The organism is Vreelandella venusta, from assembly GCF_044809155.1.
Classification (GTDB): domain Bacteria; phylum Pseudomonadota; class Gammaproteobacteria; order Pseudomonadales; family Halomonadaceae; genus Vreelandella; species Vreelandella venusta_B.
The window spans coordinates 299928-324371 of sequence record NZ_CP085241.1 but is presented as its reverse complement, the minus strand read 5'-3'; the positions used below and the strand labels follow the sequence as shown (position 1 = coordinate 324371).

The 24444-nt window shown below is 55.4% G+C and carries 23 protein-coding genes, 1 other RNA gene and 2 riboswitches; of the genes, 12 read left to right on the top strand and 12 right to left on the bottom strand.

The window, feature by feature from the left end; all coding sequences use genetic code 11:
• Nucleotides 1-62 precede the first annotated feature (62 nt).
• Complete coding sequence (carA, locus tag LG301_RS01580) at nt 63-1208, bottom strand: glutamine-hydrolyzing carbamoyl-phosphate synthase small subunit (RefSeq protein ID WP_404475133.1); 1146 nt, start codon at nt 1206-1208, stop codon at nt 63-65.
• Nucleotides 1209-1394: 186 nt separating this feature from the next.
• On the opposite strand from carA, the gene LG301_RS01575 reads away from it, so the two are divergent.
• A complete protein-coding gene (locus LG301_RS01575; protein ID WP_404472831.1) occupies nt 1395-1595 on the top strand; it encodes a hypothetical protein in 201 nt (66 codons plus the stop codon).
• Here LG301_RS01575 and dapB read toward each other — a convergent pair.
• Both dapB and LG301_RS01565 read right to left on the bottom strand, forming a co-directional pair.
• The gene (gene dapB / locus LG301_RS01570; RefSeq protein WP_404472830.1) at nt 1592-2398 is read right to left on the bottom strand and encodes a 4-hydroxy-tetrahydrodipicolinate reductase; all 807 of its coding nucleotides are present in this window, start codon (nt 2396-2398) and stop codon (nt 1592-1594) included. The genes LG301_RS01575 and dapB overlap by 4 nt on opposite strands.
• Nucleotides 2399-2512: 114 nt before the next feature.
• The gene (locus LG301_RS01565; RefSeq protein WP_404472828.1) at nt 2513-2794 is read right to left on the bottom strand and encodes a DUF2218 domain-containing protein; all 282 of its coding nucleotides are present in this window, start codon (nt 2792-2794) and stop codon (nt 2513-2515) included.
• Between the two features lie 172 nt (nt 2795-2966).
• Here LG301_RS01565 and LG301_RS01560 point away from each other — a divergent pair, with 172 nt between their 5' ends.
• Nucleotides 2967-3911, top strand: a complete 945-nt coding sequence (locus LG301_RS01560; RefSeq protein ID WP_404472826.1) for an HNH endonuclease — start codon at nt 2967-2969, stop codon at nt 3909-3911.
• 66 nt (nt 3912-3977) lie between these two features.
• On the opposite strand, the gene dnaJ is transcribed toward LG301_RS01560, so the two are convergent.
• The 3 genes from dnaJ to grpE all read right to left on the bottom strand — a co-directional run bounded on the left by dnaJ (nt 3978) and on the right by grpE (nt 7949).
• A complete protein-coding gene (gene dnaJ / locus LG301_RS01555; RefSeq protein WP_404472824.1) occupies nt 3978-5129 on the bottom strand; it encodes a molecular chaperone DnaJ in 1152 nt (383 codons plus the stop codon).
• 111 nt (nt 5130-5240) lie between these two features.
• Nucleotides 5241-7175, bottom strand: coding sequence for a molecular chaperone DnaK (dnaK, locus tag LG301_RS01550; RefSeq protein ID WP_404472822.1), 1935 nt, complete (start codon nt 7173-7175; stop codon nt 5241-5243).
• 144 nt (nt 7176-7319) lie between these two features.
• Nucleotides 7320-7949 carry a nucleotide exchange factor GrpE gene (gene grpE / locus LG301_RS01545; protein ID WP_404472820.1) on the bottom strand — a complete coding sequence of 210 codons (630 nt, stop codon included), beginning with the start codon at nt 7947-7949 and terminating at the stop codon, nt 7320-7322.
• 202 nt (nt 7950-8151) lie between these two features.
• On the opposite strand from grpE, the gene recN reads away from it, so the two are divergent.
• Nucleotides 8152-9825, top strand: coding sequence for a DNA repair protein RecN (gene recN / locus LG301_RS01540; protein ID WP_404472818.1), 1674 nt, complete (start codon nt 8152-8154; stop codon nt 9823-9825).
• A gap of 42 nt (nt 9826-9867) precedes the next feature.
• Here recN and LG301_RS01535 read toward each other — a convergent pair whose 3' ends face one another.
• The gene (locus LG301_RS01535) at nt 9868-10734 is read right to left on the bottom strand and encodes a LysR family transcriptional regulator ArgP (protein WP_404472816.1); all 867 of its coding nucleotides are present in this window, start codon (nt 10732-10734) and stop codon (nt 9868-9870) included.
• Between the two features lie 289 nt (nt 10735-11023).
• On the opposite strand from LG301_RS01535, the gene LG301_RS01530 reads away from it, so the two are divergent.
• A complete protein-coding gene (locus tag LG301_RS01530) occupies nt 11024-11635 on the top strand; it encodes a LysE/ArgO family amino acid transporter (protein ID WP_404472814.1) in 612 nt (203 codons plus the stop codon).
• Between the two features lie 91 nt (nt 11636-11726).
• On the opposite strand, the gene fur is transcribed toward LG301_RS01530, so the two are convergent.
• A complete protein-coding gene (fur, locus tag LG301_RS01525; protein WP_263066293.1) occupies nt 11727-12179 on the bottom strand; it encodes a ferric iron uptake transcriptional regulator in 453 nt (150 codons plus the stop codon).
• Nucleotides 12180-12251: 72 nt separating this feature from the next.
• Between fur and LG301_RS01520 the strand changes: the two genes are divergently transcribed.
• Entirely contained in the window at nt 12252-12722 is a 471-nt protein-coding gene (locus tag LG301_RS01520) for an outer membrane protein assembly factor BamE (RefSeq protein WP_404472812.1), read from the top strand.
• A gap of 6 nt (nt 12723-12728) precedes the next feature.
• Here the strand turns inward: LG301_RS01520 and LG301_RS01515 are convergent, their stop codons facing one another.
• Nucleotides 12729-13040, bottom strand: a complete 312-nt coding sequence (locus LG301_RS01515) for an RnfH family protein (RefSeq protein WP_404472810.1) — start codon at nt 13038-13040, stop codon at nt 12729-12731.
• Nucleotides 13030-13464 (bottom strand): type II toxin-antitoxin system RatA family toxin, encoded by a 435-nt coding sequence (locus tag LG301_RS01510; RefSeq protein WP_404472808.1) that lies wholly within the window; start codon nt 13462-13464, stop codon nt 13030-13032. Before LG301_RS01510 ends, LG301_RS01515 begins: the two co-directional genes overlap by 11 nt.
• A 125-nt stretch (nt 13465-13589) precedes the next feature.
• On the opposite strand from LG301_RS01510, the gene smpB reads away from it, so the two are divergent.
• The 5 genes from smpB to LG301_RS01485 all read left to right on the top strand — a co-directional run bounded on the left by smpB (nt 13590) and on the right by LG301_RS01485 (nt 18896).
• Nucleotides 13590-14081, top strand: a complete 492-nt coding sequence (gene smpB / locus LG301_RS01505) for an SsrA-binding protein SmpB (RefSeq protein WP_263066297.1) — start codon at nt 13590-13592, stop codon at nt 14079-14081.
• 44 nt (nt 14082-14125) lie between these two features.
• Nucleotides 14126-14506: a transfer-messenger RNA gene (gene ssrA / locus LG301_RS01500) on the top strand.
• A gap of 360 nt (nt 14507-14866) precedes the next feature.
• Nucleotides 14867-16582 carry a methyl-accepting chemotaxis protein gene (locus LG301_RS01495; protein WP_404472806.1) on the top strand — a complete coding sequence of 572 codons (1716 nt, stop codon included), beginning with the start codon at nt 14867-14869 and terminating at the stop codon, nt 16580-16582.
• A gap of 90 nt (nt 16583-16672) precedes the next feature.
• Nucleotides 16673-16773, top strand: a riboswitch (TPP riboswitch).
• A gap of 48 nt (nt 16774-16821) precedes the next feature.
• Nucleotides 16822-17604 (top strand): 3-oxoacyl-ACP reductase, encoded by a 783-nt coding sequence (locus tag LG301_RS01490; RefSeq protein WP_404472804.1) that lies wholly within the window; start codon nt 16822-16824, stop codon nt 17602-17604.
• Nucleotides 17605-17615: 11 nt separating this feature from the next.
• Nucleotides 17616-18896, top strand: coding sequence for an LLM class flavin-dependent oxidoreductase (locus LG301_RS01485; protein ID WP_404472802.1), 1281 nt, complete (start codon nt 17616-17618; stop codon nt 18894-18896).
• A 46-nt stretch (nt 18897-18942) separates the two neighbouring features.
• Here LG301_RS01485 and LG301_RS01480 read toward each other — a convergent pair whose 3' ends face one another.
• Both LG301_RS01480 and LG301_RS01475 read right to left on the bottom strand, forming a co-directional pair.
• A complete protein-coding gene (locus LG301_RS01480; RefSeq protein WP_404472800.1) occupies nt 18943-20388 on the bottom strand; it encodes a sodium:solute symporter family protein in 1446 nt (481 codons plus the stop codon).
• 83 nt (nt 20389-20471) lie between these two features.
• Nucleotides 20472-20583, bottom strand: a riboswitch (TPP riboswitch).
• Between the two features lie 92 nt (nt 20584-20675).
• Entirely contained in the window at nt 20676-21617 is a 942-nt protein-coding gene (locus LG301_RS01475) for a sodium-dependent bicarbonate transport family permease (protein WP_404472798.1), read from the bottom strand.
• 142 nt (nt 21618-21759) lie between these two features.
• On the opposite strand from LG301_RS01475, the gene LG301_RS01470 reads away from it, so the two are divergent.
• Nucleotides 21760-22734, top strand: a complete 975-nt coding sequence (locus LG301_RS01470) for a LysR family transcriptional regulator (RefSeq protein ID WP_404472796.1) — start codon at nt 21760-21762, stop codon at nt 22732-22734.
• Between the two features lie 205 nt (nt 22735-22939).
• Nucleotides 22940-24418 (top strand): sodium:proton antiporter NhaD, encoded by a 1479-nt coding sequence (gene nhaD / locus LG301_RS01465; protein WP_404472794.1) that lies wholly within the window; start codon nt 22940-22942, stop codon nt 24416-24418.
• Nucleotides 24419-24444 lie beyond the last annotated feature (26 nt).

Genomic DNA, 24444 nt, shown 5'->3' with positions numbered 1-24444 from the left:
AAGTGGTGACGATGAGCATCAAAACGGCGTAACTGAGCAATGAGAGGCAGCGCAATATATGATTAGCGGCGCGCCTGCATCATGGCGATAAAGCGGTCAAACAGCGGCGCTACATCGCGCGGGCCGGGGCTGGCTTCCGGGTGACCTTGGAAACTAAATGCCGGCCGGTCGGTACGCTCAATCCCCTGTAGGGTGCCGTCGAACAGCGAGCGATGCGTTGCGCGCACGTTGCTGGGCAACGTTGCTTCATCAGCGGCAAAGCCGTGGTTCTGACTGGTGATCATCACCGTACCGGTGTCTAAATCCTGTACCGGGTGATTGGCACCGTGGTGGCCGTGGCTCATCTTGACCGTTTTGGCACCCGAGGCCAGCGCCAGCAACTGGTGGCCTAGGCAGATACCAAATACCGGAATGTTGGTTTCGAGCACTTCTTGGATCGCCTTAATGGCGTAGTCGCAGGGCTCGGGGTCGCCAGGGCCGTTGGCCAGGAACACGCCGTCTGGGTTCATCGCCAGCACGTCTGCCGCGGGCGTTTGCGCAGGCACCACCGTCAGGCGGCAGCCGCGTGCGGCCAGCATCCGTAGGATATTGAACTTCACGCCATAATCGAACGCCACCACATGGTAAGGGCGCTCACCCTGGGTGGTATCCGCGTAACCTTCGCCCAAAGTCCACTCGCCTTCCGACCACTCATACGCTTCTTTGCACGAGACTTCTTTGGCTAAGTCCATGCCCTTCAGGCCCGGAAACGCTTGCGCCGCCGCCAGCGCCCGCTCGACAGCATCATCGCCCTCTGCATCAGCACCCGCCAGAATCGCGCCGTTTTGGGCACCTTTATCGCGCAGAATGCGCGTCAGGCGACGGGTGTCGATATCCGCAATCCCCAGCACGTTTTGGCTTTTCAGGTAGTCAGAAAGGGTTTGCTCAGAGCGGAAGCTGCTGGCTAACAGCGGCAAATCGCGGATGACCAAGCCCGCCGCCGCAATAGAAGCAGACTCAACATCTTCAGAATTAATGCCGGTATTGCCGATATGCGGGTACGTCAGAGTGACGATTTGGCGGGTATAAGAGGGGTCAGTGAGGATTTCTTGATAGCCGGTCATGGCTGTATTGAACACCACCTCACCGCTTGTCATTCCCTCCGCGCCAATGGCCGTTCCATGAAACACACTGCCATCTTCCAAGGCCAATATCGCGGGTTTGCTCAATGCGGGGTTATTCAAAACACGTTCTCCCATGCTGGTGGGAGCCTGTGGGCGCAGGCTCGGCGATCCGGTTACGGCGTTTATAAGCAAACGTCGGGTCGTAAAAAAGCGGGACGAAGCCGATAGTGAAAAAATCGGTTTCATCCCGCTTGTTGTTCTCTTTCCATGGCGTTTGTGACGGTGTTAGCCATGGCGCAGCATTTAGCTGACTATTTTTTCCAACGTAACGGCCAGTGCAACAAGCGCGGTGCTTTTTTGCAGACTTTCCTGCAGATACTTTGCTGCTTTTTGCAGCCACTGGGCCAAAATTTTTGGAATGTTACAGGATTTATCGACCTTCGGCTAGCCCTTTATGACCAGCGCTGCGCCAAAGGCCGCTTTGCTGATTAATCCAGCCCCAGCACATCCTGCATATCGTAACGGCCGCTCTCTTTGCCAGCGACCCAGCGCGCCGCGCGCACCGCGCCTTTGGCAAAGGTCATGCGGCTAGATGCCTTGTGGGTAATTTCGATGCGCTCGCCTTCGGTGGCAAACATCACCGTGTGCTCGCCGACGATGTCGCCCGCACGCACGGTAGCAAAGCCGATCTCTTTATCGGTACGCGGGCCACACTGCCCCACCCGCTCAAACACGCCGTGCTCTTTCAGGGTACGGCCCAAGCTTTCGGCCACCACTTCACCCATTTTGATCGCCGTGCCGGAAGGCGCGTCGACTTTATGGCGGTGGTGAGATTCGATCACTTCAATGTCGTAGCCTTCGTCACCCAGCGCCTTGGCCGCTGTTTCCAGCAGTTTCAGCGTCAGGTTCACACCCACGCTCATATTGGGGGCGAAGACCATGGCGACCGTATCGCGGTAGCTATCGAGCGTTGCTAGCTCTTCGTCATTCATGCCGGTGGTGCCAATCACCATGCGCTTACCGTGCTCGGCACAGAAGGCCAAATTGGCCAGCGTCACCTGAGGCGCAGTGAAGTCGATCAGCACGTCGAAGTCATCCACAATCGCGCTTAATGAATCCACTGCTGCTATACCGCGCTTCCCCACGCCCGCCAGTTCGCCAATGTCGGCACCGGCGAGTGAGCTACCCGGCTCCACAATACCGCCTGCAAGCGAGGCACTTTCCTCTTGCTCAACGGCGTTGACTAACGTGCGGCCCATACGGCCTGCTACGCCCACAATGGCTATTCGGGTCATGGAAACTCCTACGCGTGCGCTGTTTGGCATCAACTAGAAACAAAAAAGGTGGCCGCGATTATAGCAGACCACCCCTATGGATGCGGCGCTAAAGGCAGCATCCACCATGCATACTTAGTTCTCCCAAACGATCTCCAGCGGCTCGTCGTTCGCCATACGTACCAGATGGTTCTCCACCACCCCTTCAAGTTGATCCAGGTGCTCCTCTTCCAACGTCTCGATGGACACCAGCAGGCGCTCAGGCTCAGCGTGGAGCAGGCAGGTGCCGGTCTCAAAATGAATCGTTGCCTGCTGCTTGCTTTGCTCAACGTCCAGCTTATGCGACCAGTGCTTGCAGAGACGGTTGATCAACCGCTCACCAGAGGGGGTAGCAATTTCAGCGCGGGATAAAGGCATAGAGATCTCTCCATATAGGTGGCGGGTGAGTACCCACTAGCCTAATCCCCACCGCGATAAGAGCCAAGCGTTGAATGAGAATTCGTTGCAACGGTGTGTTGAATGAAACGCTGCGTCTGATGAACAATCCTTGCTAAGCTCTTTTGAATCCTAAGCGAGCCTTGAGACCAGCATGAAAGATGATACGCTCACCTGCCTGACAACCCTTCGAGTTGGCCGCAGCCGAAACCAGCTTGCTGCGAATAAGCCTTGCTTACTACTAGCCGTTATTTGCGAAATTCAAAGCCGACATATTTCAACGCCGCATGTATCAATTGATGATCGTTTGCTGTCACGTTATTTCGATTTATATGAAACAGCTACTGGCAATCGTCGAGCAGCCAATCCACATTTACCCCTCTGGCACTTAAAAAGCGACCGAGGTGCTTCTGGCGCAATCTGGAAACCCATTTTCAACAGCAGCGTTTCCAAGGTCGCCCAAAGTCTTGGGCAACCGAAATCACTGAGTAAGTTATTGGATCTTTTTGCCGAAGCAAAGCTTGATAGTGCACTATTCAGTGCCTTTCAGAACAAACAAACGGCTCATGAGGCTTGTGCGCTTATCGTGGCGAACTATTTTGCGAGTCCTGCTCAACAGCATGCGCTCAATACCTATTTAGCCACAGCGCTTGAAAGCGGCGAGTACGAGAAGCAGCCTGACCGCTTAGTTGGGGAGGTGAAAGAGACCGCCCAGCAGCAGGCGCGCTCTGCGGCATTTCGCATGCTAGTGCTGGAAGCCTACGACTATCGTTGCGCGGCCACCCGCTTACGTTTTATCACGCCAGACTATCGCTATCTTGTTGAAGCCGCTCATTTGATTCCCTTTGCTAGTAGCCACGATGACCGGCCAACAAATGGGTTAGCACTGACGCCTGACTTACACTGGGCGATGGATAACCACCTGATCGCTCCTGGCCCAGATCATAAGTGGCATATCAGCCCAACCCTTGATGACCTAATGCCAGATAATGCATGGCTTCAGCAGCTGGATGGTCAAGCCGTCGTGCTGCCCAGAGCCAAGCATCGGCAACCTTGCCAACAAGCTTTGGCGTGGCGTCTGGATAACCTGCTGCGCTGATCAGATACAAAAAAGCCCCAGCACGCTACCGTGCTGGGGCTTTTGCCTCAAGGCGTTACACCACCCTTACGGCTTCATCTCTTCAAAGAACTTCTTCACGCTGTCGAAGAAACCGGTCTTCTTCGGCGAGTGGCTGTGGCTGTTGCTGCCATCGAAGCTCTTTTGCAGCTGGCGAAGCAGGTCTTTCTGCTCGTCGTTGAGATTGACGGGCGTTTCCAACACCACTTTGCACAGCAGGTCGCCGGGGGCGCCGCCGCGTACCGGCTTCACGCCTTTGCCGCGCAGACGGAACAGCTTGCCGGTTTGCGTTTCCGGCGGAATCTTCAGCTTCACGCGACCGTCTAGCGTGGGCACTTCCAACTCGCCACCGAGGGCCGCGTCGACAAAGTTGATGGGGACATCGCACTGGAGGTGCTTTCCATCACGCTGGAAGATATGGTGCGGCTTGATGGCCACCTGAACGTAAAGATCTCCGGGTGGGCCACCATTTACGCCGCTTTCGCCTTCGCCGTTTAAGCGAATACGGTCACCGGTATCCACACCTGGCGGAATTTTCACCGATAGCGTACGCGTTTCCCGCACTCGGCCTTCACCGTTACATTTGTGGCACGGCACTTTAATGTGCTGGCCACTGCCGTGGCAGGTAGGGCAGGTTTGCTGAACCGCAAAGAAGCCCTGCTGCATACGTACCTGGCCGTGACCATGACAGGTGGGGCAGGTCTCTTTGGTGGAACCAGGCTCGGCACCGCCGCCGTCGCAGCGGTCACACTCGATATGACGCGGTACGCGAATATCGACCGTCGTACCAGCCACCGCGCTCTCAAGATCAAGCTCTAGGTTGTAGCGCAGGTCTGAGCCACGGGCGGGTGCGTTAGGCCCACGACGGCGGCCGCCGCCGCCACCGAAAATATCGCCAAACACATCGCCAAAGATGTCGCCGAAATCACCAGCGCCACCGCCGAAACCACCACCGCCAAAGCCGCCGCCCTGACCATCCACACCGGCATGGCCAAACTGGTCGTAGGCTGCGCGCTTTTCACTATCGCTTAAAATTTCGTACGCTTCAGACACTTCGCGGAATTTTTCCGCTGCGCTGTTATCGTCCGGGTTTCGATCGGGGTGGAATTTTTGCGCCAAGCGGCGGTAGGCCTTTTTGATCTCTTTCTGATCGGCCCCTTTTTCGACACCCAGGACTTCGTAATAATCGCGTTTGGACATGGGTCCTACGCCTCCTGGTTAGCTACGCACTTAATAGGCGTCTCGGCCCTGGAAACAGCAACGCGGGAGTTGCCTCCCGCGTCACCGCTTTCCTTGGCAGAAAGAGGTTAATTACTGCTTTTTCTGATCGTCGTTGACTTCTTCGTACTCGGCGTCAACCACATCGTCGTCCTGCTTGGCGTTAGCATTTTCAGCGCCTTCACCTTCAGCCTGCTGGGCAGCTTCTGCCTGTTCGGCGTACATTTTCTGCGCCAGCTTGCCTGAAGCTTCGGTCAGGGCATCCAATTTCTTCTGGATGTTGTCCTGATCGTCAGTTTTCAGCGCTTCTTCCAGCTCAGTGATGGCAGTTTCGATGGCCTGCTTCTCGTCATCGGTCGCTTTATCGCCCGCTTCCTGGACGGTTTTGCGGGTAGCGTGAATCATGCCGTCCGCTTGGTTACGCAGCTGCACCAGCGCTTCGAACTTTTTATCTTCGTCCGCGTGGGCTTCGGCATCGCGCACCATTTGCTCAATCTCGTCATCCGTGAGGCCGGAGGACGCTTTAATGACGATAGACTGCTCTTTACCGGTCGCTTTATCTTTGGCCGATACATTCAGGATACCGTTGGCATCCAGGTCAAACGCTACTTCAATTTGCGGTACGCCGCGCGGTGCCGGCGGAATGTCAGCGAGGTCGAAACGACCCAGCGACTTGTTCTGCGACACTTGCTTGCGCTCACCCTGTACGACGTGGATCGTTACAGCCGTTTGGTTGTCATCCGCGGTTGAGAAGGTTTGTGTCTTCTTGGTCGGGATGGTGGTGTTCTTGTCGATCAGCGCGGTCATCACGCCCCCCATGGTTTCGATACCTAGGGTCAGCGGCGTCACGTCGAGCAGCAGAACGTCTTTCACGTCACCGCCCAATACGCCACCCTGAATCGCAGCACCCACGGCCACCGCTTCGTCCGGGTTAACGTCTTTACGTGCTTCTTTACCGAAGAAGTCAGCGGCTTTCTTCTGCACCATCGGCATACGTGTCTGACCACCGACCAGAATCACTTCGTCGATTTCAGCAGCCGACAGGCCCGCATCTTTAAGCGCCATTTTGCACGGCTCAAGCGAGCGCTGCACCAGCTCTTCAACCAGTGATTCCAGCTTGGCACGGGTCACCTTCACGTTAAGGTGTTTCGGGCCAGTGTTATCCGCCGTGATGTAGGGCAGATTCACGTCGGTTTGCTGGGCGCTGGAAAGCTCAATCTTGGCTTTCTCGGCAGCCTCTTTCAGACGCTGCATGGCGAGGTTGTCGCCGGACAGATCAATACCGCTATCGGCCTTGAACTGGTCAACCAAGTAGTTGATCAGCGCCAGGTCGAAATCTTCGCCGCCCAAGAAGGTATCGCCGTTAGTGGCCAACACTTCAAACTGGGTTTCACCGTCAACGTCAGCGACTTCGATGATGGAGATATCGAAGGTACCGCCACCCAGGTCGTAAACCGCGATGGTTTTATCGCCGCGCGACTTGTCCATGCCGTAAGCAAGGGCTGCTGCGGTCGGCTCGTTGATGATGCGCTTAACATCTAAACCAGCAATGCGGCCCGCATCTTTCGTTGCTTGGCGCTGGCTGTCGTTAAAGTAAGCCGGCACGGTGATAACCGCTTCGGTCACTTCTTCGCCGAGATAGTCTTCGGCGGTTTTCTTCATTTTCTTCAGCACTTCCGCACTTACCTGCGGCGGTGCCATTTTTTTGCCTTTCACTTCTACCCACGCATCGCCATTATCAGCTTCAGCGATTTTGTACGGCACCATCTTGATGTCTTTTTGTACAACATCATCTTTAAAGCGACGGCCGATCAAACGTTTGATGGCGTACAGCGTATTTTCTGGGTTAGTAACGGCTTGGCGTTTTGCCGCCTGACCTACCAGCGTCTCACCGTCATCGGTGTAGGCAATAATGGAAGGCGTAGTACGACCGCCTTCGGCGTTTTCAATAACTTTAGCGCTATCACCATCCAGCACGGCCACACAAGAGTTGGTGGTGCCTAGGTCGATACCAATAATGCGTCCCATAGCAAAAACCTCGAATTCAGTTGTTACAAAACTAAAAAATTTGTTCTTTAAACAAGTTGCGGGCTTATCCCGCGGGGTTGACCTTTATTTGGGGGCCGCCAGCAGCATTTCAAGGGCTTTTTTTCGCTTAGCGGCAACCTTTTTTTACTTAGCTTTTTGGCTTACGACGACCATGGCTGGACGTACTAGGCGTCCGTTAAGCAGATACCCCTTCTGCATCACGTCCATCACCGTGTTGGGCTCAAGCTCCGGGTTCGGCACCATCGCCATCGCCTCATGCACCTGCGGGTCGAAGGGTTCGCCGTGGGGTTCAATACTTTCCACGCCAAATTTGTTCAGCACATCTAGCTGCATTTTCAGCGTCATGGACACCCCTTCACGGTGAGCGTCGGAGGCACCTTCCTGCATGCTCTCAAGGGCTTTTTCCAGGCTATCGACGACAGGCAGGAGCTCTTTAACAAACTTTTCGAGCGCAAACTTGCGCGCTTTTTCAGCTTCCTGCTCGGCACGACGGCGAACGTTCTGGGCTTCAGCAGCCGCACGCAGGGCTTGGTCTTTAGCCTCTGCCAAACTTAACTCCAGCTCTTCTACCTTTGCTGCTAGCACGTCGGCCTCAGGGTCGACCTCTTCATTTTCCAACGGCGCTTCATCGTTAATCAGGCCGTCTAGTTCACCATCAATTAAGCGCTCTTCTGCCGCCTGCTCCGTCATTTCGGCTTCTTGCTCACGGCGGGCCAACTCATCATCCATGGGGGTTTGCGGTTCTTTAGCCATGCCTTGCTCCTAAACATATACAGCGGTGCCTGAAAGCGGCACATCAGAATTACAGAGGAAGTGTTAACTACGTATGCACGCTATATGGGGGCCATAGAGAGCATCTCAAGAGGGGCATTGAAGTGAGTTATCGACTACTGTATAAAACAACAACCATTGGATAAGTATCCAGCTTCTGTGCCGCACCGCCTCAGGAGGCCTTATGCTTACGCAGCTAGCGATTCAAGATTACGCTATTGTTACCCGCCTGGAACTCGACCTCACCCGTGGCATGACCGCGATTACCGGCGAGACCGGGGCGGGTAAATCGATCCTACTGGGCGCCCTGGGCCTCTGTTTGGGCGAGCGTGCCGATGCCGGCAGCGTGCGCCACGGCTGCGAACGCACAGATCTTTCGGCCCGCTTTGATATTCAGCATCTTCCTGGTGCCACAGAGTGGCTCAACGCTCGCGACCTGCCTACGGAGGAGTGCCTGCTGCGCCGTGTCGTGACGGCTAGCGGCCGTTCCAAAGCGTGGATCAATGGCCACCCTGCGACTATCGCCGATCTAAAATCGCTGGGCGAGCAGCTGATTCAAATCCATGGGCAGCACGCGCATCAAGCCTTGATGCGTGAAGAGACCCACCTTGCGCTGCTGGATGACTACGCCGGATTGCGCGAACGCAGCCAGCAGCTCGCCGAGACATTCCGTGAATGGCGCAGCGCTCGACGCCGCTTAAAAAAGCTCAGCGAAGAAGGCAGCGAAGTGGAAGCCAAACGGCAGCTGCTGCGCTATCAAGTAGAAGAACTCGACCAACTAGGGCTGGCTGAAGGGGAGCTGCAAACGCTTGAAGAGGAGCAGCACACCCTTGCTCATGCCGAAGAGACGCTGCGTGAAACCCAGTTTGCTGCCGACTGCTGCGAAAGCGATGAAGGCGGCGCACTATCGCTGTTAAACCAAGCGTATGCCCATTTAAGCGCCTTACCTGGCAGCGATAAGGGCACGCTCGCCAACACATTAGCGATGTTAAGCGATGCGCGCATTCAGGTTGAAGAGGCCGCGAGCGAGCTTAATCGCCTGGCTAGCACCACCGAGCTAGACCCCGAGCGCTTGGCCTGGGTAGAAGAGCGCATGGGCGATGTGCATCGTGTTGCCCGCAAACACCACGTCGCCCCCGAAGAAATCTGTGCGCTGCATGCGCAGCTTCAACAGGAAGTGGCCCAGCTAGAAGCCAGCGATGATGACCTTGAGTCGCTAAGTACCCAAGTGGCTGAATACCGAGAGCGCTATCGCAGTGAAGCAAAACAACTGAGCGAGGCGCGCCAGAAAGCCGCTGTTCGCCTAGGCAAGGAGGTTCAGCAGCAGCTCGCCTTCTTAGCCATGGGTAAAGCGCGCTTTGAAGTGGACGTAACCCCACGCGAAACGCCAACGCCAGAAGGTTTGGATCACGTGCAGTTCTTAATTAGCGCCAACCCCGGCCAGCCTGCCCGCCCGCTGACCAAAGTGGCCTCGGGCGGTGAGCTGTCGCGCATCAGCTTGGCAATCCAGGTCGTCGCCGCATCGCACTCGACGATTCCAAGCCTCGTGTTCGATGAGGTGGATGTGGGCATTTCAGGGGCCACGGCTGAAATTGTTGGCCAACTGCTGCGCAAGCTAGGGGAAAATGGCCAAGTGATGACGGTAACCCACCTGCCCCAAGTGGCTGCCCAGGCACACCAGCATCTGCATATTGAAAAGCGCTCCAAGCGGGATACCACATTGACTCACATGGCGCTGCTGGATGAGCGTGGGCGCATTAGCGAGCTGGCCCGCATGCTCGGTGGCATAACGCTTTCAGATCAAACGCTCGCCCACGCCCGTGAAATGCTCCATGCCAGCCAACGCCCACCGCACTAGGCGTTACACAAAGCAGCGCCCTCGTTATTGGGCGCTGCTCCGTTAACGTAATACTTGGCCAGCATACCCAATGACGGCATGCCTCAACGCCGTCAGCGATGCGCTCTCGGTTTGCCAGAAGTGCCAATAAAGCGGTACATCCAGTATAAATTCTGGCCCTACATCCACTAACCCTCCGTTGGCTAAGTACTCCTCTACCTGAAGCTCTGGCAGCATGCCGTACCCCAGCCCCTGCAACGCCATCTGAACGAACCCCTCAGAAGAGGGCACGCGATGCTGACGGGCGGGCGGAGGCAGCCCCTGCGCCTCTAAGAACTGGTGCTGCAGGCGGTCATCGCAATTAAAAATTAGGCAGGGCGCATCGACCAACCGGGCAGTGTCGATACGCGTCTGATAATGCTCAATAAATGCCGGGCTCGCTAGCGCCCGATAGCGTAAAACGCCCAGCGGACTCACCGCTCCCCCATTAACCGGCTGTGCTTCAGCGCAGATACACGCCATTACTTCGCCATTACGCATTCTGCCAAGGCCCACTTCTTGGTCTTCTACCACTAGATCAAAGTCCATTTGGTGACTTAATGGGCACGCTGCTAGCGCCTGCGCCAGCCATGTTGCCATTGAATCCGCATTGACCGTCACACGCACCTTCAGTGGCTCACCCTGCGCCTCGTCTAACAATCCTAACTCTAACTGTTTGACCTGCTGCAAGTGGTTATTCAAACGGCGTCCCAGCGCGGTTGCCACTGGCGGTGAGCGCCTTAGCACCACCGGCTGGCCTAAGCGGTGCTCGAGCTGGCGAATACGCTGACTCACCGCTGACTGCGTGATATGCAGCTTCTGGGCGGCTTTTTCGAAACCGCCTGTTTCAATGACGGCACTCAGCGCCTCCAGTAGCCGGTAGTCCAACATGTCGTCATCTCCTTCACCGCACATTGAGAAAGCATAAATTCAGCACACCTTTTCACCAGCTTGCTCACCGGGTGCTCACACACTTAACCACAAACTTATCCACAATCCGGTCACTGAACTGGAAAAGCGTTTGCAGGCATTTCGCATACGCTTAAAACCGATCTATACGCTGCATGTATCCTTCACGTCATAAGCGCTGATTATGACGTATAAATATTATTCGTTAGATTAATAAACAAGCCCGCCTTTATTGTAAAAAGCTCATTTACCCGCACGAGAGGCACCCTGCATGACACCATCGCTACTGACGGGCTTTGGCATTTCTCTTGGTTTGATTGTTGCCATTGGCGCCCAAAACGCCTGGGTGCTTAATAAAAGTATGCGCCAAGAGTATCCCTGGGTAGTGGCGGCTATTTGCGCCAGTCTTGATGCCCTCTTAATTACGCTAGGTGTTTATAGCATCGAGTCGCTTCAGCAACGGCTGCCCACGCTAGTCCCTGTCATGACATGGCTAGGCATCGCCTTGTTGTGCTGGCTGGGTGGGCAGGCTTTCAAACGCGCTTGGCAGGGCAACAGTGGTTTATTAACTAGCCAGGAGCGTAGCGTTTATAACGGGTGGCAAATTGCGGGCCAAGCCATGGCTATTTCGCTTCTCAATCCACATGTCTACTTGGACACCGTTGTGCTGATTGGCAGCGTCGGCGTCCAGCAAGCTAATACGGTCGCATTCGTGGTGGGAGCTGCTTCTGCATCACTGCTGTGGTTTTTCTCCCTGGCAGGATTCGGGCGTTTCCTTGGCCCCAAACTGCAATCACCCCGCGCGTGGCGAATCTTCGACACACTGATTGGCATAATTATGCTGCTGGTCGCAGTCTCACTTATTCCCGCCACCCAGCATTAAACAACCATCAAACGCTAGATGTAAAAACGCCCCCGGGCCGCCGGTGATATGCCACTGACGACCAGAGGGCGTTTTTAAGCAACGCGGACGACTACTTTTTGTTGGTAGGGCCACTATCCTGGCGCGTAATGTCCGACCCGCGAGGGCGCACATACAGCACAAGGGCATGATCCACTAGCTCGTAGCCGTGCTCTTCCGCTATTTCTTGCTGGCGACGCTCGATGATGTCATCAAGAAACTCGATGATTTCACCGCTTTCTAAACACACCATGTGGTCATGGTGGTCTTCTTGGGTCATCTCAAATACCGCATGACCACCGTCAAAATTGTGACGAATCACCAAGCCCGCCGACTCGAACTGAGTCAGCACGCGGTAGACGGTAGCCAAGCCAACATCCTCGCCCGCATCTATCAGTGTTTTATACACTTCTTCTGCGCTAAGGTGGTGTTGGCCCGAAGCATTTTCGAGAATCTGCAGGATCTTGACGCGCGGCAGGGTCACTTTCAGCCCGGCTTTGCGCAGTTCATGGTTCTGATCGGCCATGGTTGCTCTTCGCAGTGACAGGTTAGGTCGGGTATCATCGACCGAAACCACGATAGTGAAGAACAGGCTCAAATGCAAAAATTGACTCGTATCATTACTCTTTCCGTTGCTCTAACCGTTGTTAGTGGCTGTAGCTACGTTGGCGTTTACAAGCGCGACATTCCCCAAGGCAACCTGATCACCCAAGAAATGGTCAGCCAGCTCCAACCGGGAATGACCCAGGAACAGGCAGCCTACATCATGGGCCGCCCATTGCTGGAAGCGCCTTTCGACTCCCGCGAGTGGGATTACGTTTACCGTCTCGACAAAGCTTACGGCGATGTTGAACAACGCCGCGTGACCCTTACTTTTGATAACGCCGGGCGTCTGGTCAATATTGATCAGCAGGGCGACTTCTCAGGCGACATCCCAGTCAGCACCAATACTAGCGCAGGCCCAGCGACTGAAGGCACTGACCCGCTAGATGCACTGCCGGCGCCTACACAGCAAGCCACCACCCCTGAAAATTCCCCATCGTCACAGCCAGTGATTATGGCTGAGTAAGGCGTACTATTGGCCCTTGGCTTGGCGCTTTGCGCGCTCAAGCCTTGCGGCTTTGGGGTCAACCTGCAGCGGGCGATACACCTCTATGCGGTCGCCCGCGCGTACTGTTTCTTTTTCAGGTTGGCGCAGCGCTTTGCCAAAAATGCCCAGCGGCGCCAGTTCAAAGGTAGTGCTAGCCAGCTCAGGAAACAGGCTCGGCAAATCAGCCGCAGCAACAGCTTGGCGTGCCGTTGTCCCTTGAGGCACCACAACCGCCACGATGCGCTGCTTTTGCGGCAACCCAAAGGCAACCTCTACGGTAATCGTCTCAACGTCCATATAGCTCGTTGGCACGCTTAGTAAAGGCATCCACCAGCTGCCCGGCAATTTGCTGGAAGAGCTTGCCAAACGCCATGCCTAACAGCCGATTGGCGAATTCAAAATCCATTTCCAAGCTAACTTTGCAAGCGTCCTCCCCCATAGGAGTAAATAGCCAGCGGCCTTTAAGTCGTTTAAAAGGCCCTTTAACGAGTGACATCTCGATCCGCTCCGGCTCAAACAGGTCGTTGCGGGTGGTAATAGTTTGTTCAACACCGGCGCGCCCGAGGGTCATTTCGCCAATTAAGTGAACATTATCGCGCTCATGAAGGCGCGCGCGGCGACACCCCGGCAGAAATTCAGGATAGCGTTCGAAATCATTGACCAAATCGAACATTTGTTGGGGGGTGTGCCGCACCAAGGCGGTACGATTAACGGTTGGCATTGACCTCTCCGCTGACTTCACAGTGCCCAAAGCGTATCATGGGAAATATTTTTCAGACCTTAAATGGTATCACGCCTCCTCCGATAACGAAGGAGCCGCTACCGACAGATTAATGATGAGGTTCCATGGCCACTAAGAAAGGTAAGAGCAAGGGCCCCAGCAGCAGCGTAATTGCCCAAAACAAGAAAGCGCGGTTTGAGTACCACATCAACGAGGTGCTTGAAGCCGGTTTGGTGCTTGCTGGCTGGGAAGTAAAGAGCTTGCGCGCCGGTAAGGCGCAGCTGACGGATACCTATATCCTAGTGCGCAACGGCGAGGCATTTCTGCTGGGTAGCCACATCATGCCGCTGAATACGGCAAGCACCCACGAGATTGCCGACCCCACGCGCACCCGCAAACTGCTGCTTCATCGCAAAGAGATTGCTAAGATTTTCTCGGTGACTCAGGACAAAGGCCATACGTGCGTACCGCTCAAGCTCTATTGGAAACGCAATAAAGTAAAATGCGAGCTAGCCTTGGTAACCGGTAAACAGCTGCATGACAAACGTGCGACAGAAAAAGACCGCGATTGGAGCCGCCAAAAAGGCCGAATTATGCGGGAACATAACAAGGCATAGCTGGTCAATTAGCAGCGAGCACGTTAGAATGCTTGCTGCAATCAGGGGGCGACATGGTTTCGACGCCGGTGACAACCCTTGCGGTGCATGCCGAGAGCGTGATGTATCTCGTAAATCCCACATCACGATAAAATAGTCGCAAATGACGAAAACTACGCTCAAGGCGCGCTAGCAGCTTAAACACTGTTAGCTTCTTGTCTGACCCCAAGGTGATGTGCCTATTCATCACTGCGGGGATATGAGCTAAAGCTGATAGGACCGCGGTTGGCGGTGTCTTCTCGTCAACCGTTAAACTTTAGAAGGCTCGCGTGGCTGAATCCTGACCGTCGGAGTCAGTCGCGTTAAAGCAAATGACGGAATCTAAGCATGTAGAGCCAATAGGCGCGTGCTGGCGGACGCGGGTTCAATTCCCGCCGCCTCCACCAGACACCCCTACAAATCAAGCACCTACGGGTGCTTTTTTTGTGCCATCGCTTTTCTGCCGGGCTTCCTCCACGGCTGCATATTGCTCTTAATCAATCACAGCATGGCGAGCAATCTTCTTACGCGGCCAGGCAGTATTGCTTCACGCTTTAGTGTTGGCTGCTTCGATTTCTGAGCTACACACCACGCAAAAACGATCACGGCCATTGAAAAATTTAATACTTGGCGATCGGAGAATAACGATAAAATAGAAAAGAATAAAAAACATCAACTGGTTACAACAAATAAGTGGGCACACCACCCACCCCCTCCCTGGCATTTGCAGCAAGCCGTTAACTACCCCTCACTCCTAGGAAGTTTGGATGTCCCTTACTATCAAAGCGCGCCTGATCCTTTTGATCGCCTTTTTAATTGCCCTGATCGCCGTTGTTGGCGGCTTTGGCATACGCGGCATGACCGCTATGGACGGCGCCATAGAAACCATTTATGAAGATCGGTTAGTTCCCGTGCAGCAGCTCACCCGCATTGATGAGTTAATGCGTGACAGCATCATTGAGCTCAACCAAATCAGCTTGACTCATGAGATCGCCAGTAGTGAGTCCGCCAACAGCGCTAACCGTCGGTCTTACTTAGACACCGTAGCCGCCAATACTGAGACGATGGAGCAGCTTTGGTCAGCTTATATGGCTACCTTCTTAACGCCCCAAGAGGCAGAGTTAGCCGAACGCTATAGCAACCAACGTCGCGCTTTCTTTCAGCAGGGCATCGCGCCAGCCATCGCTTTCTACGAGGCTGGCAGTATTGATCGCGCGACCGTTCATATGGTTGAGGTCGCACGCCCCGCGTTCACGTCTGCCAACCAAACGCTGCGCAATTTGATTGACCTGCAAAGCGAAGTAGCACGCGCCGAATATGCTTCAGCACAGTCGACGTTTACCTTTATGCGCGCTCTAACCGCCGCCATGATCATTCTGGCGCTGCTGATTGGCTCTCTGGGCGGCTGGATGTTGATTCGTGTTATTACCCAGCCCCTCGGCCGTATGATCGGCTATTTTAAGGCGATTGCCGCTGGCAACCTGAATAACCATATTGAGATCGAGCGCCGTGATGAGATCGGCCTTGCCCTTGAATCGTTAAGCGAAACACAGGTTCAGCAGCGCGAGCTGGTCTCGCGGATTCAGCACGCTTCCAACGCTATCCATAGTGCTTCTGGCGAGATCTCCTCAGGTAACCACGACCTCTCTCAGCGTACTGAAGAACAGGCCGCCAGCCTTCAGGAAACCGCCACTAGCATGGAGCAGGTGGCCGCTACGGTGAAGCAGAACGCCGACAATACCCGGCAGGCAAACGACCTAATGCGCAGCGCTCGTCAACTGGCCGATAACGGAGGCGATCAAACCGCCCAGGCCATGGGCAAAATGAATGAGCTTGAAGAGAGCGCCGCGAAAATAGGCAGCATTATTTCGGTCATCGACAGCATTGCCTTCCAAACCAACATACTGGCGTTGAACGCCTCAGTGGAAGCCGCCAGAGCGGGCGAGCAAGGGCGAGGGTTTGCCGTGGTGGCCAGCGAGGTTCGCAACCTTGCCCAGCGCTGCGCGACAGCTGCCAAAGAGATCCAGACGCTCGTTACTCACGACGGTGAGCTGGTTAGGGATGGCAGTGCCTTAGTGCAACAGGCTGGCGAAGCTATGCAAAAGGTGGTTGGAAGTGTGCGGCAGGTCTCCGAACTGATGGCGGACATCAACGCCGCATCAGAGGAGCAGTCCCAAGCGGTTGAGCAAGTCAGTGTCGCGGTGAGCCAAATGGATCAAGTCACTCAGCAGAATGCTGCCTTGGTAGAGCAGTCGGCAGCGGCAGCATCAGCACTGAAGTCTCAGGCAGACCTACTCGCCAACACGGTAAGCGCATTTCGCATGAATAATCGCACGTCAGCGCTACCAACAAACTCAACTATATCGCAGCCCCTGACCACTATAAGCAATCTTGACTTCCCGGTGGCAGCGGCTCCCCCGACCGCCCGAGCGAATCACCACCGAAAGGCAGTCGAAGCAGAACCCGAATGGGAAGCCTTCTAGGCGCTGGCGATTCTGACAAGCGCGGTGGGTGGCGCTCAAAGTGAACCTTGTAGTATGAATCGAGCTGGATTATCAGTTAGGATACATTCAACAAACGACACGGGGTGTCCTGGCGTTACGCCAGGGCTGAGATAAGACCCGCTGAACCTGATCCAGTTCATACCGGCGAAGGGATGTCACACTCATGACCCGCAATGGGGTCGGTATGCATCCCTCGCTTTCACGAGGGAGCTACCACAATGCCAACAACGCCCACCGCACTTCCGATTTCCCAGCAACTTGTGTTAATTACCGGCGCTAGCCGTGGCCTCGGCGCGTGCTTAGCACACGCCTTTTTAGCCCAGGGCGCGCGGGTTATCGTGAACTACTTAAACAGCGCTGATGCAGCAAACGCCCTAGCGGCACACGCCCCTGAGCGCGCGCTAGCGATACAGGCCGACGTGCGTGCCCCAGAGGCCGTGAAGGCGATGTTCGCCACCGCGCAAGCACATTTCGGTATGCCGGTAACCACGCTGATTAACAACGCCCTACCGGATTTTTCGTTTAACGGCGACGCCCGCCCAACCCCAGACACGCTCACCTGGGAAAACCTCGACCAGCAGCTGCAGGGCGTGGCACGCGGTGCCCTCAATGCTATTCAAGCAGCACTACCCGGCATGCGTGAACAGGGGTTTGGGCGAATCATTAACATTGGCACTAACCTGTTCCAAAACCCGGTCGTGCCGTATCACGATTACACCGCTGCCAAGGCGGCGCTGCTGTCGCTCACTCGCACTTTTTCTAACGACCTGGGGCCTGACGGCATTACGGTGAATATGCTCTCAGGAGGGTTGCTACGCACCACCGATGCCTCGGCGGCTACGCCTGAAGCGTTGTTTGATCTCATCGCGGCCAATACGCCGCTGCGCCGCGTCACTACCCCTGAAGAGTTTGCAGATGCAGCGCTGTTTTTTGCATCGCCTTGGAGCCGGGCTGTCACCGGCCAAAATTTGGTGGTCGATGGCGGCCTGGTTAAAAACTAATGGCTACTCAGATGCATCTCAATCTTTTTATCATGGGCTGCGGCCACCATAAGGCAGCCTGGCGCGAGCCAAACTCAGCCGTTGAGCGCATGGGGGATATTGGCTACTACGAGTCGCTGGCACGTACCGCTGAACGCGGAAAATTAGACGCCGTCTTTTTTGCCGATGGCCATGCCGCAGGCAACGTGAGCGGAGGGCCGCAGTGGTTTTTAGAACCGTTGACGGCGCTTTCCGCTATGGCGCGGGCGACAGAGCACATCGGCCTGATCTCAACGATATCCAGCACGTTTTTTAGCCCGTTTCATGCGGCGCGGATGCTCGCTTCGTTAGACCATATCTCTAACGGCCGCATGGGATGGAATTTAGTCACCTCAATGTTTGATAGCGAAGCGCGCAACCATGGCTGGGGAGCCATGCCCCCTCAGCACCTGCGCTACGCCCGCGCCGAGGAGTTTGCGCAAACGGTGTTAGCACTGTGGGATTCATGGACGGATGACGCGCTGCGCTGCGACCGAGCAGGCCAGTATGCTGACCCCAGCAAAGTGCGGCCGATTGCCCATCATGGCGAACACTTTTTGGTGGATGGCCCCCTCACCGTGCCACGCCCTCCCCAGGGGCATCCCGTGCTGTTTCAAGCCGGTGCTTCTGAACCAGGACGTAACTTAGCAGCGCGCTATGCAGAAGCGATTTATGCGGTGGCCTACGACCTTCCCTCGGCGCAAGCCTACTATCAAGACATTCAAGCCCGCGTACGCGACGCTGGCCGCGCGCCCGTGGCGATAATGCCTGGTCTAGTAACCTACGTCGCTTCTACCGAAGCCGCGGCGAAAGCCAAACAGCGCGAACTGGATGAACGCTTGCCCACCGAGGATTCGCTACACCAGTTGAGCCAGTTTATCGGCCAGGACTGCCGCCACTGGGAGCTGGACGCACCGCTACCGGCACTGCCACCCCTAGAGGATTTTGCAGGGCCTAAAGGACGCTATGCCACCATTCTGCGCATTATTGAAAGCGAAACACCTACGCTACGCCAGCTATTAGGCAGGCTCGCGGCTGGCGGCGGTCACTGCACCATGGTCGGCACGCCAGAGCAGATCGCTGACGAAATGCAGCGCTGGGTAGAGAGAGGTGGTGCCGACGGCTTCAACCTGATGCCGCCGACGCTGCCGGGCAGTATTGAGGACTTTATTGAGCAGGTCGTACCGCTGCTACAAGCTCGCGGCCTATTTCGCCGCGAGTATACGGGGAGCACGCTGCGTGATCATTTAGGTCTGCCCCGCCCGGCAGCATAAGCGATGCCGGGCGGCCGTGTTAGCGAACTGTATCGGCTGCCTGGCTTTACCCTTTAAAACGGCGTACTGCCGTGTGCAGCAAGCCAAAATCGTAGGCTGGGCGGGCGGGCAGCACGCGCAATAGCAGTAGCGAGACCGCCACGGGCACCAGTGCCGCCAGTAGGAAAGATTCCAATAAGGTTGCCGTACTCCCACCGGGGGCAGGGAACATCGCTAGGCCCGCCACAAGCCCCAGCGCGGTGCTGATGACGGCATTAAGGCCCGTGTAACGGCGATAAAAAAGCCCGAAAAACACCGGAAAGGCCGCTGCCGAGCAGAGCAAATCCGCAAGCAAAAACAGGTACAGCACGCTGTACCCCTGAGAGGCGACCCAGGTAATGGGGATGGCGGCCAACACAATTAACCACCGCGCCAAACTCATCAAGGTGGTATCGCTGGCCGTGGGAATCAACCGCCCCATATCCACGGCGATAATGCTGGATGTCGCGCTGATGGTGGAGTCAGCGCTGCTCATCACTAACGCCAAGCCTAGTGGCACCAACGCTAACGCGAACCATAACGGCACATCCGCCAACAGCACGCTGAACAGCGCCACAGAGCCATCGCCTTCAAGCCTAAGCCCTACAAACGCCAGCCCAAACAGCCCCATCAACGCCACCACGATGAAGCTACACACGCCGCTAATCCAGAAGCCACGGCGCAGCACCTTGGTATCTTTCGCCGCATAGATACGCTGCCACGTGCCTTGATAAAAGAGGCCGGTAAGCGCTACGGCAAGAAAGAACGTTAACCCCGCGCGGATACCGCCTATATCGCTCACCTGCAGCAGCTGGGGCGCACTGTCAGCCAGCCCTGCCAGCGTCGGTGCAACGCCGCCCGCCGCCTGCCAACCAAACACCAGTAGCAGCCCCAACAGCGGCATAATAACCAGCATCTGTAGCTTGTCCGTGTAAATAGACGCGCGCAGCCCGCCGTAAAAGGTGTAGATCAAGGTAGCGATCATGACCACGCTGGCGGTTAACCACAGCGGAATAGGCGCTAGCAACCCCACCATACGCGCCACGGCGGTTAATCCTGCGGCCAATAAAATAAAGAGGTAAAACAGCATAATCACCAGCGTGAAGGCATACATAGCGCGGCCGTACCGATGGATCACGAACTCGGTTAAGCCATGCCCTTCAGGGATCAGTTCACGCATGCGTCGGCCAAGCGGAATCATCACCAGCCGGGGAACCATCGAACCAAACGCGTAGCCGAGTATGGCCCCAATTCCCCCCCAGGTCGCCGCCTGGGCAGGGCCAAACAGAATCCAAGTGCCCAGCGTGGTGGCCACCAGTGTTAGCACCGTGGCGCGGGTATTCTGGCTATTGCGGGCGATGATGTAATCTTCAAGGTTATCGCGATGGCGACGGGCGTAAATCAGGCCGGGTAGAGCCAGCGCGATGGCGCATAGCGACAGCCACAAGCCGGTCCAGATAGGGTCAAGCATCATGAAAGCGGGTCCTCTTTGCCTGTATTGTTAGGCCGGGGTGTGCGGTGAGCGCACGGCAGGCAGGCGAAAGCAAAGAGGGTGTATTGTTAGGCTACATCCTTCCCTTCGCCGGCATGACCCGGATCAGGTTCTAAGGGTTACCAACGCCAAATGGCGGTGGAGTCTCAGCCAGTGCAGGCTCCCCTAGGACAAACGCTACCGTAGGTGCTGCGCCGGACGTTGTCAATTGGTGCTACTGACGAAACACCGCCCAACGACCGACGCAGCAACGCTTCACGCAGGCGGCACTATCCCAATATTCGCTCGATAAGATAATGATAAAGCGGAATGCCCAGCATAACGTTGAGCGGAAAGGTGACACCCAGTGACGCCAGCATCGCCAGACCGATATTGGCCTCGGGAATGGCGGCACGCATTGCTGCTGGGGCGGCAATGTAAGAAGCGCTTGCCGCCAGTGCCGCCAAAATAACTATTGAGCCTAACGGCAGCCCTAGCGCGGCACCCAGGCCTATGCCGAGGAGTGACAACAGCACCGGCATCACCAGGGCGAACGTCACCAAGCGCCATTGGTGCCACGGCATCGGCCGTAAAGTTTGCGCAGCGGTCAGGCCCATTTCCAGCAAAAATAACGCCAGTACACCTTTGAACGCGCCGGTGAAGAGCGCGGTGACTTCTTCTCCTTGAAAAGGCCCATAGAGTGCTCCGATAACCACCCCGCCTGCGAGCAGAATCACGCCCCGATTGGTCAACGTTTCATGCCAGAGCTTGCGGGTGCTCTCTTTAACCGCAGCCCCTTGGTAACGCCTAAAGAGCGCGATGGCTACCATTATCGCTGGCAGCTCCATAGCCACTAAATAGAGCGTGACCTCGCTACCGACCGCTAGCTGACGCGCCTCCACGTAGGCCAGCGCCACGGCAAACGTCCCTGCACTCACCGAGCCATAGTGCGCGGCAATACTCGCGCTATCCGCCGCAGAGAGGCGCACCCAGCGCCGCAGGATAGGCATCAGCATTAGCGATGTGATCGCCGAGAGCAGCGCAACGCCTAACAGCTCGGGCACCAATCCCCAGTGAATATTGCCGTGCAGCGCCATGCCCCCCTTTAAGCCAATCGTCAGCATTAACAGTAGGCTTAACGTATCGTAAGTCGCCTTGGGCACCTGCAAGTCTGACTTCACCGCGCCTGCGATGAGTCCCAGTAAGAAAAACATCACCACAATATCTGGCATTGCCGACACTCCAAAGCTTTTAAAGAGGCTGCATTTTGCGAGGATTTACGTGAGACAACTAATAATAACTTGTAAGATAGCCATAGATAATCATCTATGCGAGTCACTATAAAAACGTGATACTTCAGGAGAAGTAGGGTTCATGAACATCCGCCATCTAACCTTTAGATTGCTGCAGGTTTATGTCACCGTCGTGCGCTGCGGGTCAATCAGCGAAGCCGCAAGACAGCTGCATCTCACCCAGCCAACCGTATCACAACAGTTAAAACGCCTGAGCGAAGCGGTTGGCATGCCTTTGTTAGAGCACCATTCACAAGGGTTAACGATGACAGCCACTGGGCAGGCGCTGTATCACGTTAGCCGCGATGTATTAGGCCGTTTTGATGACTTTGCCGATCAGCTCAGCGACTTTCAGCAAGGCAGCAAAGGCCGCTTTAGCATTGCCCTGGTGAATACGGCTCAATATGTGTTGCCACGCTTGCTAGGCCCGTTTAGCCAAGCGTTTCCTGACGTAGATGTCACGGTACACATTGGCAACCGCCGCCAAGTGTTAGCACGGTTTGAACGCCAGGAAGACGACCTGTATGTCTTTAGCCATCCACCGGCGCTCGCCCATGCAGTGGCAGCACGCTTTATGCGCAACCCGCTGGTGGCCATCGCGGCTGCAGACCACCCTCTTACACAGCACGCCACTCTATCTATGGAACAGTTGCTTAATGAGCGTTTGCTGCTGCGCGAACCAGGCTCAGCCACGCGCATGCTATTGGAAAGTTGGCTTCAAGAGCATGGGTTAACCATGAAAAAGACCCTGCAAATGGCCAGCAACGAAGCGATTCGCGTAGGCGTGGCAGCAAGAATGGGGGTCGCTGTTTTATCCGAGCATGTGCTGCCTAAAGAGCACCCCGAAATTTCGATACTGCCGATAGAAGGATTCCCGATTGAAAGCCACTGGCAGATGATTGCGCGCAACGACCAGCGGCTACCCCAGTCTGCTCAGCGCTTTCTCCACTATGTGCACACACATCTCGTCCATTGGATTGAACCACGCTTTCTCTGCAATGAATTAGATACCTTGCTTTTAAACATGGATAAAGGGCACAACCATGGGCTTAGCTAGCCACAGCATACCGTCAGCCGCCGCTATTTGAATAAAAATTATCTTTACTATTAGCTAAATGGGTAGTTTCTAAAAAAAGATGTAATCACTTGCTTATTAACAGTTTTCATTCGTTTTTATTCCGTATTGCAATGCAATACAGATTGTTAAACTAATCGCGATTTAAAACCCTTATCTTCTCATCATTATTAGGACAAAGCCCATCATGTTGATGTTGCACCAACCCCCTGGCCAGCCACGAGTCTCTCGTCGCTGGCTTTTTCTGTTTGCCGCTCTATTACTCGGCATAAGCCCTGCGGCGTTCGCCGTAACGGGTGATATCGATTTAACCACTTCAGCCGTTGGCTTCTTTGCGGTGGCGGTTTTCGTTTTGGCTTATGCGTTAGTCATGGCTGAAGAGAAAATCCACATGCGCAAGTCTAAGCCTGTACTGGTTGCCGCCGGTATCATTTGGGGACTCATTGGCTGGGTGTACGTCCAAAATGGCATGTCGGAAACATCAGAGTATGCGTTCCGCGTGACCCTTTTGGAGTTCACCGAGCTAATGCTGTTCCTGCTGGTAGCGATGACCTATATCAACGCCATGGAAGAGCGCCGCGTGTTTGATGCGCTGCGCTCCTGGATGTTGCGCAAAGGCTTTAGCTACCGCCAGCTGTTCTGGCTGACGGGGGGGCTCGCGTTTGTGCTATCCCCCATTGCCGATAACTTAACCACGGCGCTACTTATGTGCGCCGTCATTACCAAAGTGGCAGAAGGTGATAAGCGCTTTATTAATGTCGCCTGCATTAACGTTGTGGTGGCCGCCAATGCTGGCGGGGCATTCAGTCCGTTTGGGGACATCACCACACTGATGGTCTGGCAGGCAGGGCTTATCCAGTTCCAAGAGTTTTTCATCCTGTTCCTGCCCTCGCTGGTTAACTTCTTGATTCCTGCTGTCATCATGAGCTTCTTTATCAAAGATCAGAAGCCCAGCAGCGTTTATGAAGATGTGTGGCTAAAACGCGGTGCACGGCGAATTATTGCGCTATTTTTGATCACCATCGCGACTGCTGTTATGTGTCATACGCTGCTGCACTTACCGCCGGTACTCGGCATGATGACCGGCCTTGGTTATCTTCAGTTCTTTGGCTATTACCTACGCCGTAGCCTGCCACGCTCGCTGGAACGCAAACGTGAACGCTACAGCCGCCGGGGCGACAATAAGAAGCTTGAGCAACTAGGTGGCGTCGTACCGTTTGATGTCTTTAACCGCGTGGCGCGAGCCGAGTGGGACACACTGCTGTTCTTTTACGGGGTAGTGATGTGCGTGGGCGGCTTGGGCTTTATGGGCTACCTTGGGTTGCTTTCCGAAGCGCTTTACACGGGCTGGAACGCCACCTGGGCCAACATCGTACTCGGGGTTGTCTCGGCGGTGGTGGATAACATTCCCGTAATGTTTGCCGTGTTGACCATGGAGCCAGAAATGTCCCACGGACACTGGCTGCTGATTACACTAACGGCTGGCGTAGGGGGTAGCCTGCTCTCTATTGGTTCCGCAGCCGGGGTCGCCGTTATGGGCCAAGCCCGAGGCGCTTACACCTTTATGGGCCACCTGCGCTGGGCGCCGGTGATACTTCTGGGCTACATCGCCAGCATCATTGTGCATATGTGGCTGAACGCCGATAGCTTTGCTGTCTTTAGTTAATAAACGACTGATATAAAAACCGAAGG

What these genes read in the sequence shown, in the direction of transcription:
- dapB (WP_404472830.1), bottom strand. Translation starts at nt 2,398, where the DNA reads ATGACCCGAATAGCCATTGTGGGCGTAGCAGGCCGTATGGGCCGCACG.
- LG301_RS01560 (WP_404472826.1), top strand. Translation starts at nt 2,967, where the DNA reads ATGAAAGATGATACGCTCACCTGCCTGACAACCCTTCGAGTTGGCCGC.
- LG301_RS01575 (WP_404472831.1), top strand. Translation starts at nt 1,395, where the DNA reads ATGGCGCAGCATTTAGCTGACTATTTTTTCCAACGTAACGGCCAGTGC.
- LG301_RS01520 (WP_404472812.1), top strand. Translation starts at nt 12,252, where the DNA reads ATGCAAAAATTGACTCGTATCATTACTCTTTCCGTTGCTCTAACCGTT.
- LG301_RS01515 (WP_404472810.1), bottom strand. Translation starts at nt 13,040, where the DNA reads ATGGACGTTGAGACGATTACCGTAGAGGTTGCCTTTGGGTTGCCGCAA.
- LG301_RS01475 (WP_404472798.1), bottom strand. Translation starts at nt 21,617, where the DNA reads ATGCCAGATATTGTGGTGATGTTTTTCTTACTGGGACTCATCGCAGGC.
- grpE (WP_404472820.1), bottom strand. Translation starts at nt 7,949, where the DNA reads ATGGCTAAAGAACCGCAAACCCCCATGGATGATGAGTTGGCCCGCCGT.
- dnaK (WP_404472822.1), bottom strand. Translation starts at nt 7,175, where the DNA reads ATGGGACGCATTATTGGTATCGACCTAGGCACCACCAACTCTTGTGTG.
- LG301_RS01535 (WP_404472816.1), bottom strand. Translation starts at nt 10,734, where the DNA reads ATGTTGGACTACCGGCTACTGGAGGCGCTGAGTGCCGTCATTGAAACA.
- LG301_RS01480 (WP_404472800.1), bottom strand. Translation starts at nt 20,388, where the DNA reads ATGATGCTTGACCCTATCTGGACCGGCTTGTGGCTGTCGCTATGCGCC.
- LG301_RS01530 (WP_404472814.1), top strand. Translation starts at nt 11,024, where the DNA reads ATGACACCATCGCTACTGACGGGCTTTGGCATTTCTCTTGGTTTGATT.
- fur (WP_263066293.1), bottom strand. Translation starts at nt 12,179, where the DNA reads ATGGCCGATCAGAACCATGAACTGCGCAAAGCCGGGCTGAAAGTGACC.
- LG301_RS01470 (WP_404472796.1), top strand. Translation starts at nt 21,760, where the DNA reads ATGAACATCCGCCATCTAACCTTTAGATTGCTGCAGGTTTATGTCACC.
- nhaD (WP_404472794.1), top strand. Translation starts at nt 22,940, where the DNA reads ATGTTGATGTTGCACCAACCCCCTGGCCAGCCACGAGTCTCTCGTCGC.
- LG301_RS01510 (WP_404472808.1), bottom strand. Translation starts at nt 13,464, where the DNA reads ATGCCAACCGTTAATCGTACCGCCTTGGTGCGGCACACCCCCCAACAA.
- dnaJ (WP_404472824.1), bottom strand. Translation starts at nt 5,129, where the DNA reads ATGTCCAAACGCGATTATTACGAAGTCCTGGGTGTCGAAAAAGGGGCC.
- LG301_RS01495 (WP_404472806.1), top strand. Translation starts at nt 14,867, where the DNA reads ATGTCCCTTACTATCAAAGCGCGCCTGATCCTTTTGATCGCCTTTTTA.
- smpB (WP_263066297.1), top strand. Translation starts at nt 13,590, where the DNA reads ATGGCCACTAAGAAAGGTAAGAGCAAGGGCCCCAGCAGCAGCGTAATT.
- LG301_RS01485 (WP_404472802.1), top strand. Translation starts at nt 17,616, where the DNA reads ATGCATCTCAATCTTTTTATCATGGGCTGCGGCCACCATAAGGCAGCC.
- recN (WP_404472818.1), top strand. Translation starts at nt 8,152, where the DNA reads ATGCTTACGCAGCTAGCGATTCAAGATTACGCTATTGTTACCCGCCTG.
- LG301_RS01565 (WP_404472828.1), bottom strand. Translation starts at nt 2,794, where the DNA reads ATGCCTTTATCCCGCGCTGAAATTGCTACCCCCTCTGGTGAGCGGTTG.
- LG301_RS01490 (WP_404472804.1), top strand. Translation starts at nt 16,822, where the DNA reads ATGCCAACAACGCCCACCGCACTTCCGATTTCCCAGCAACTTGTGTTA.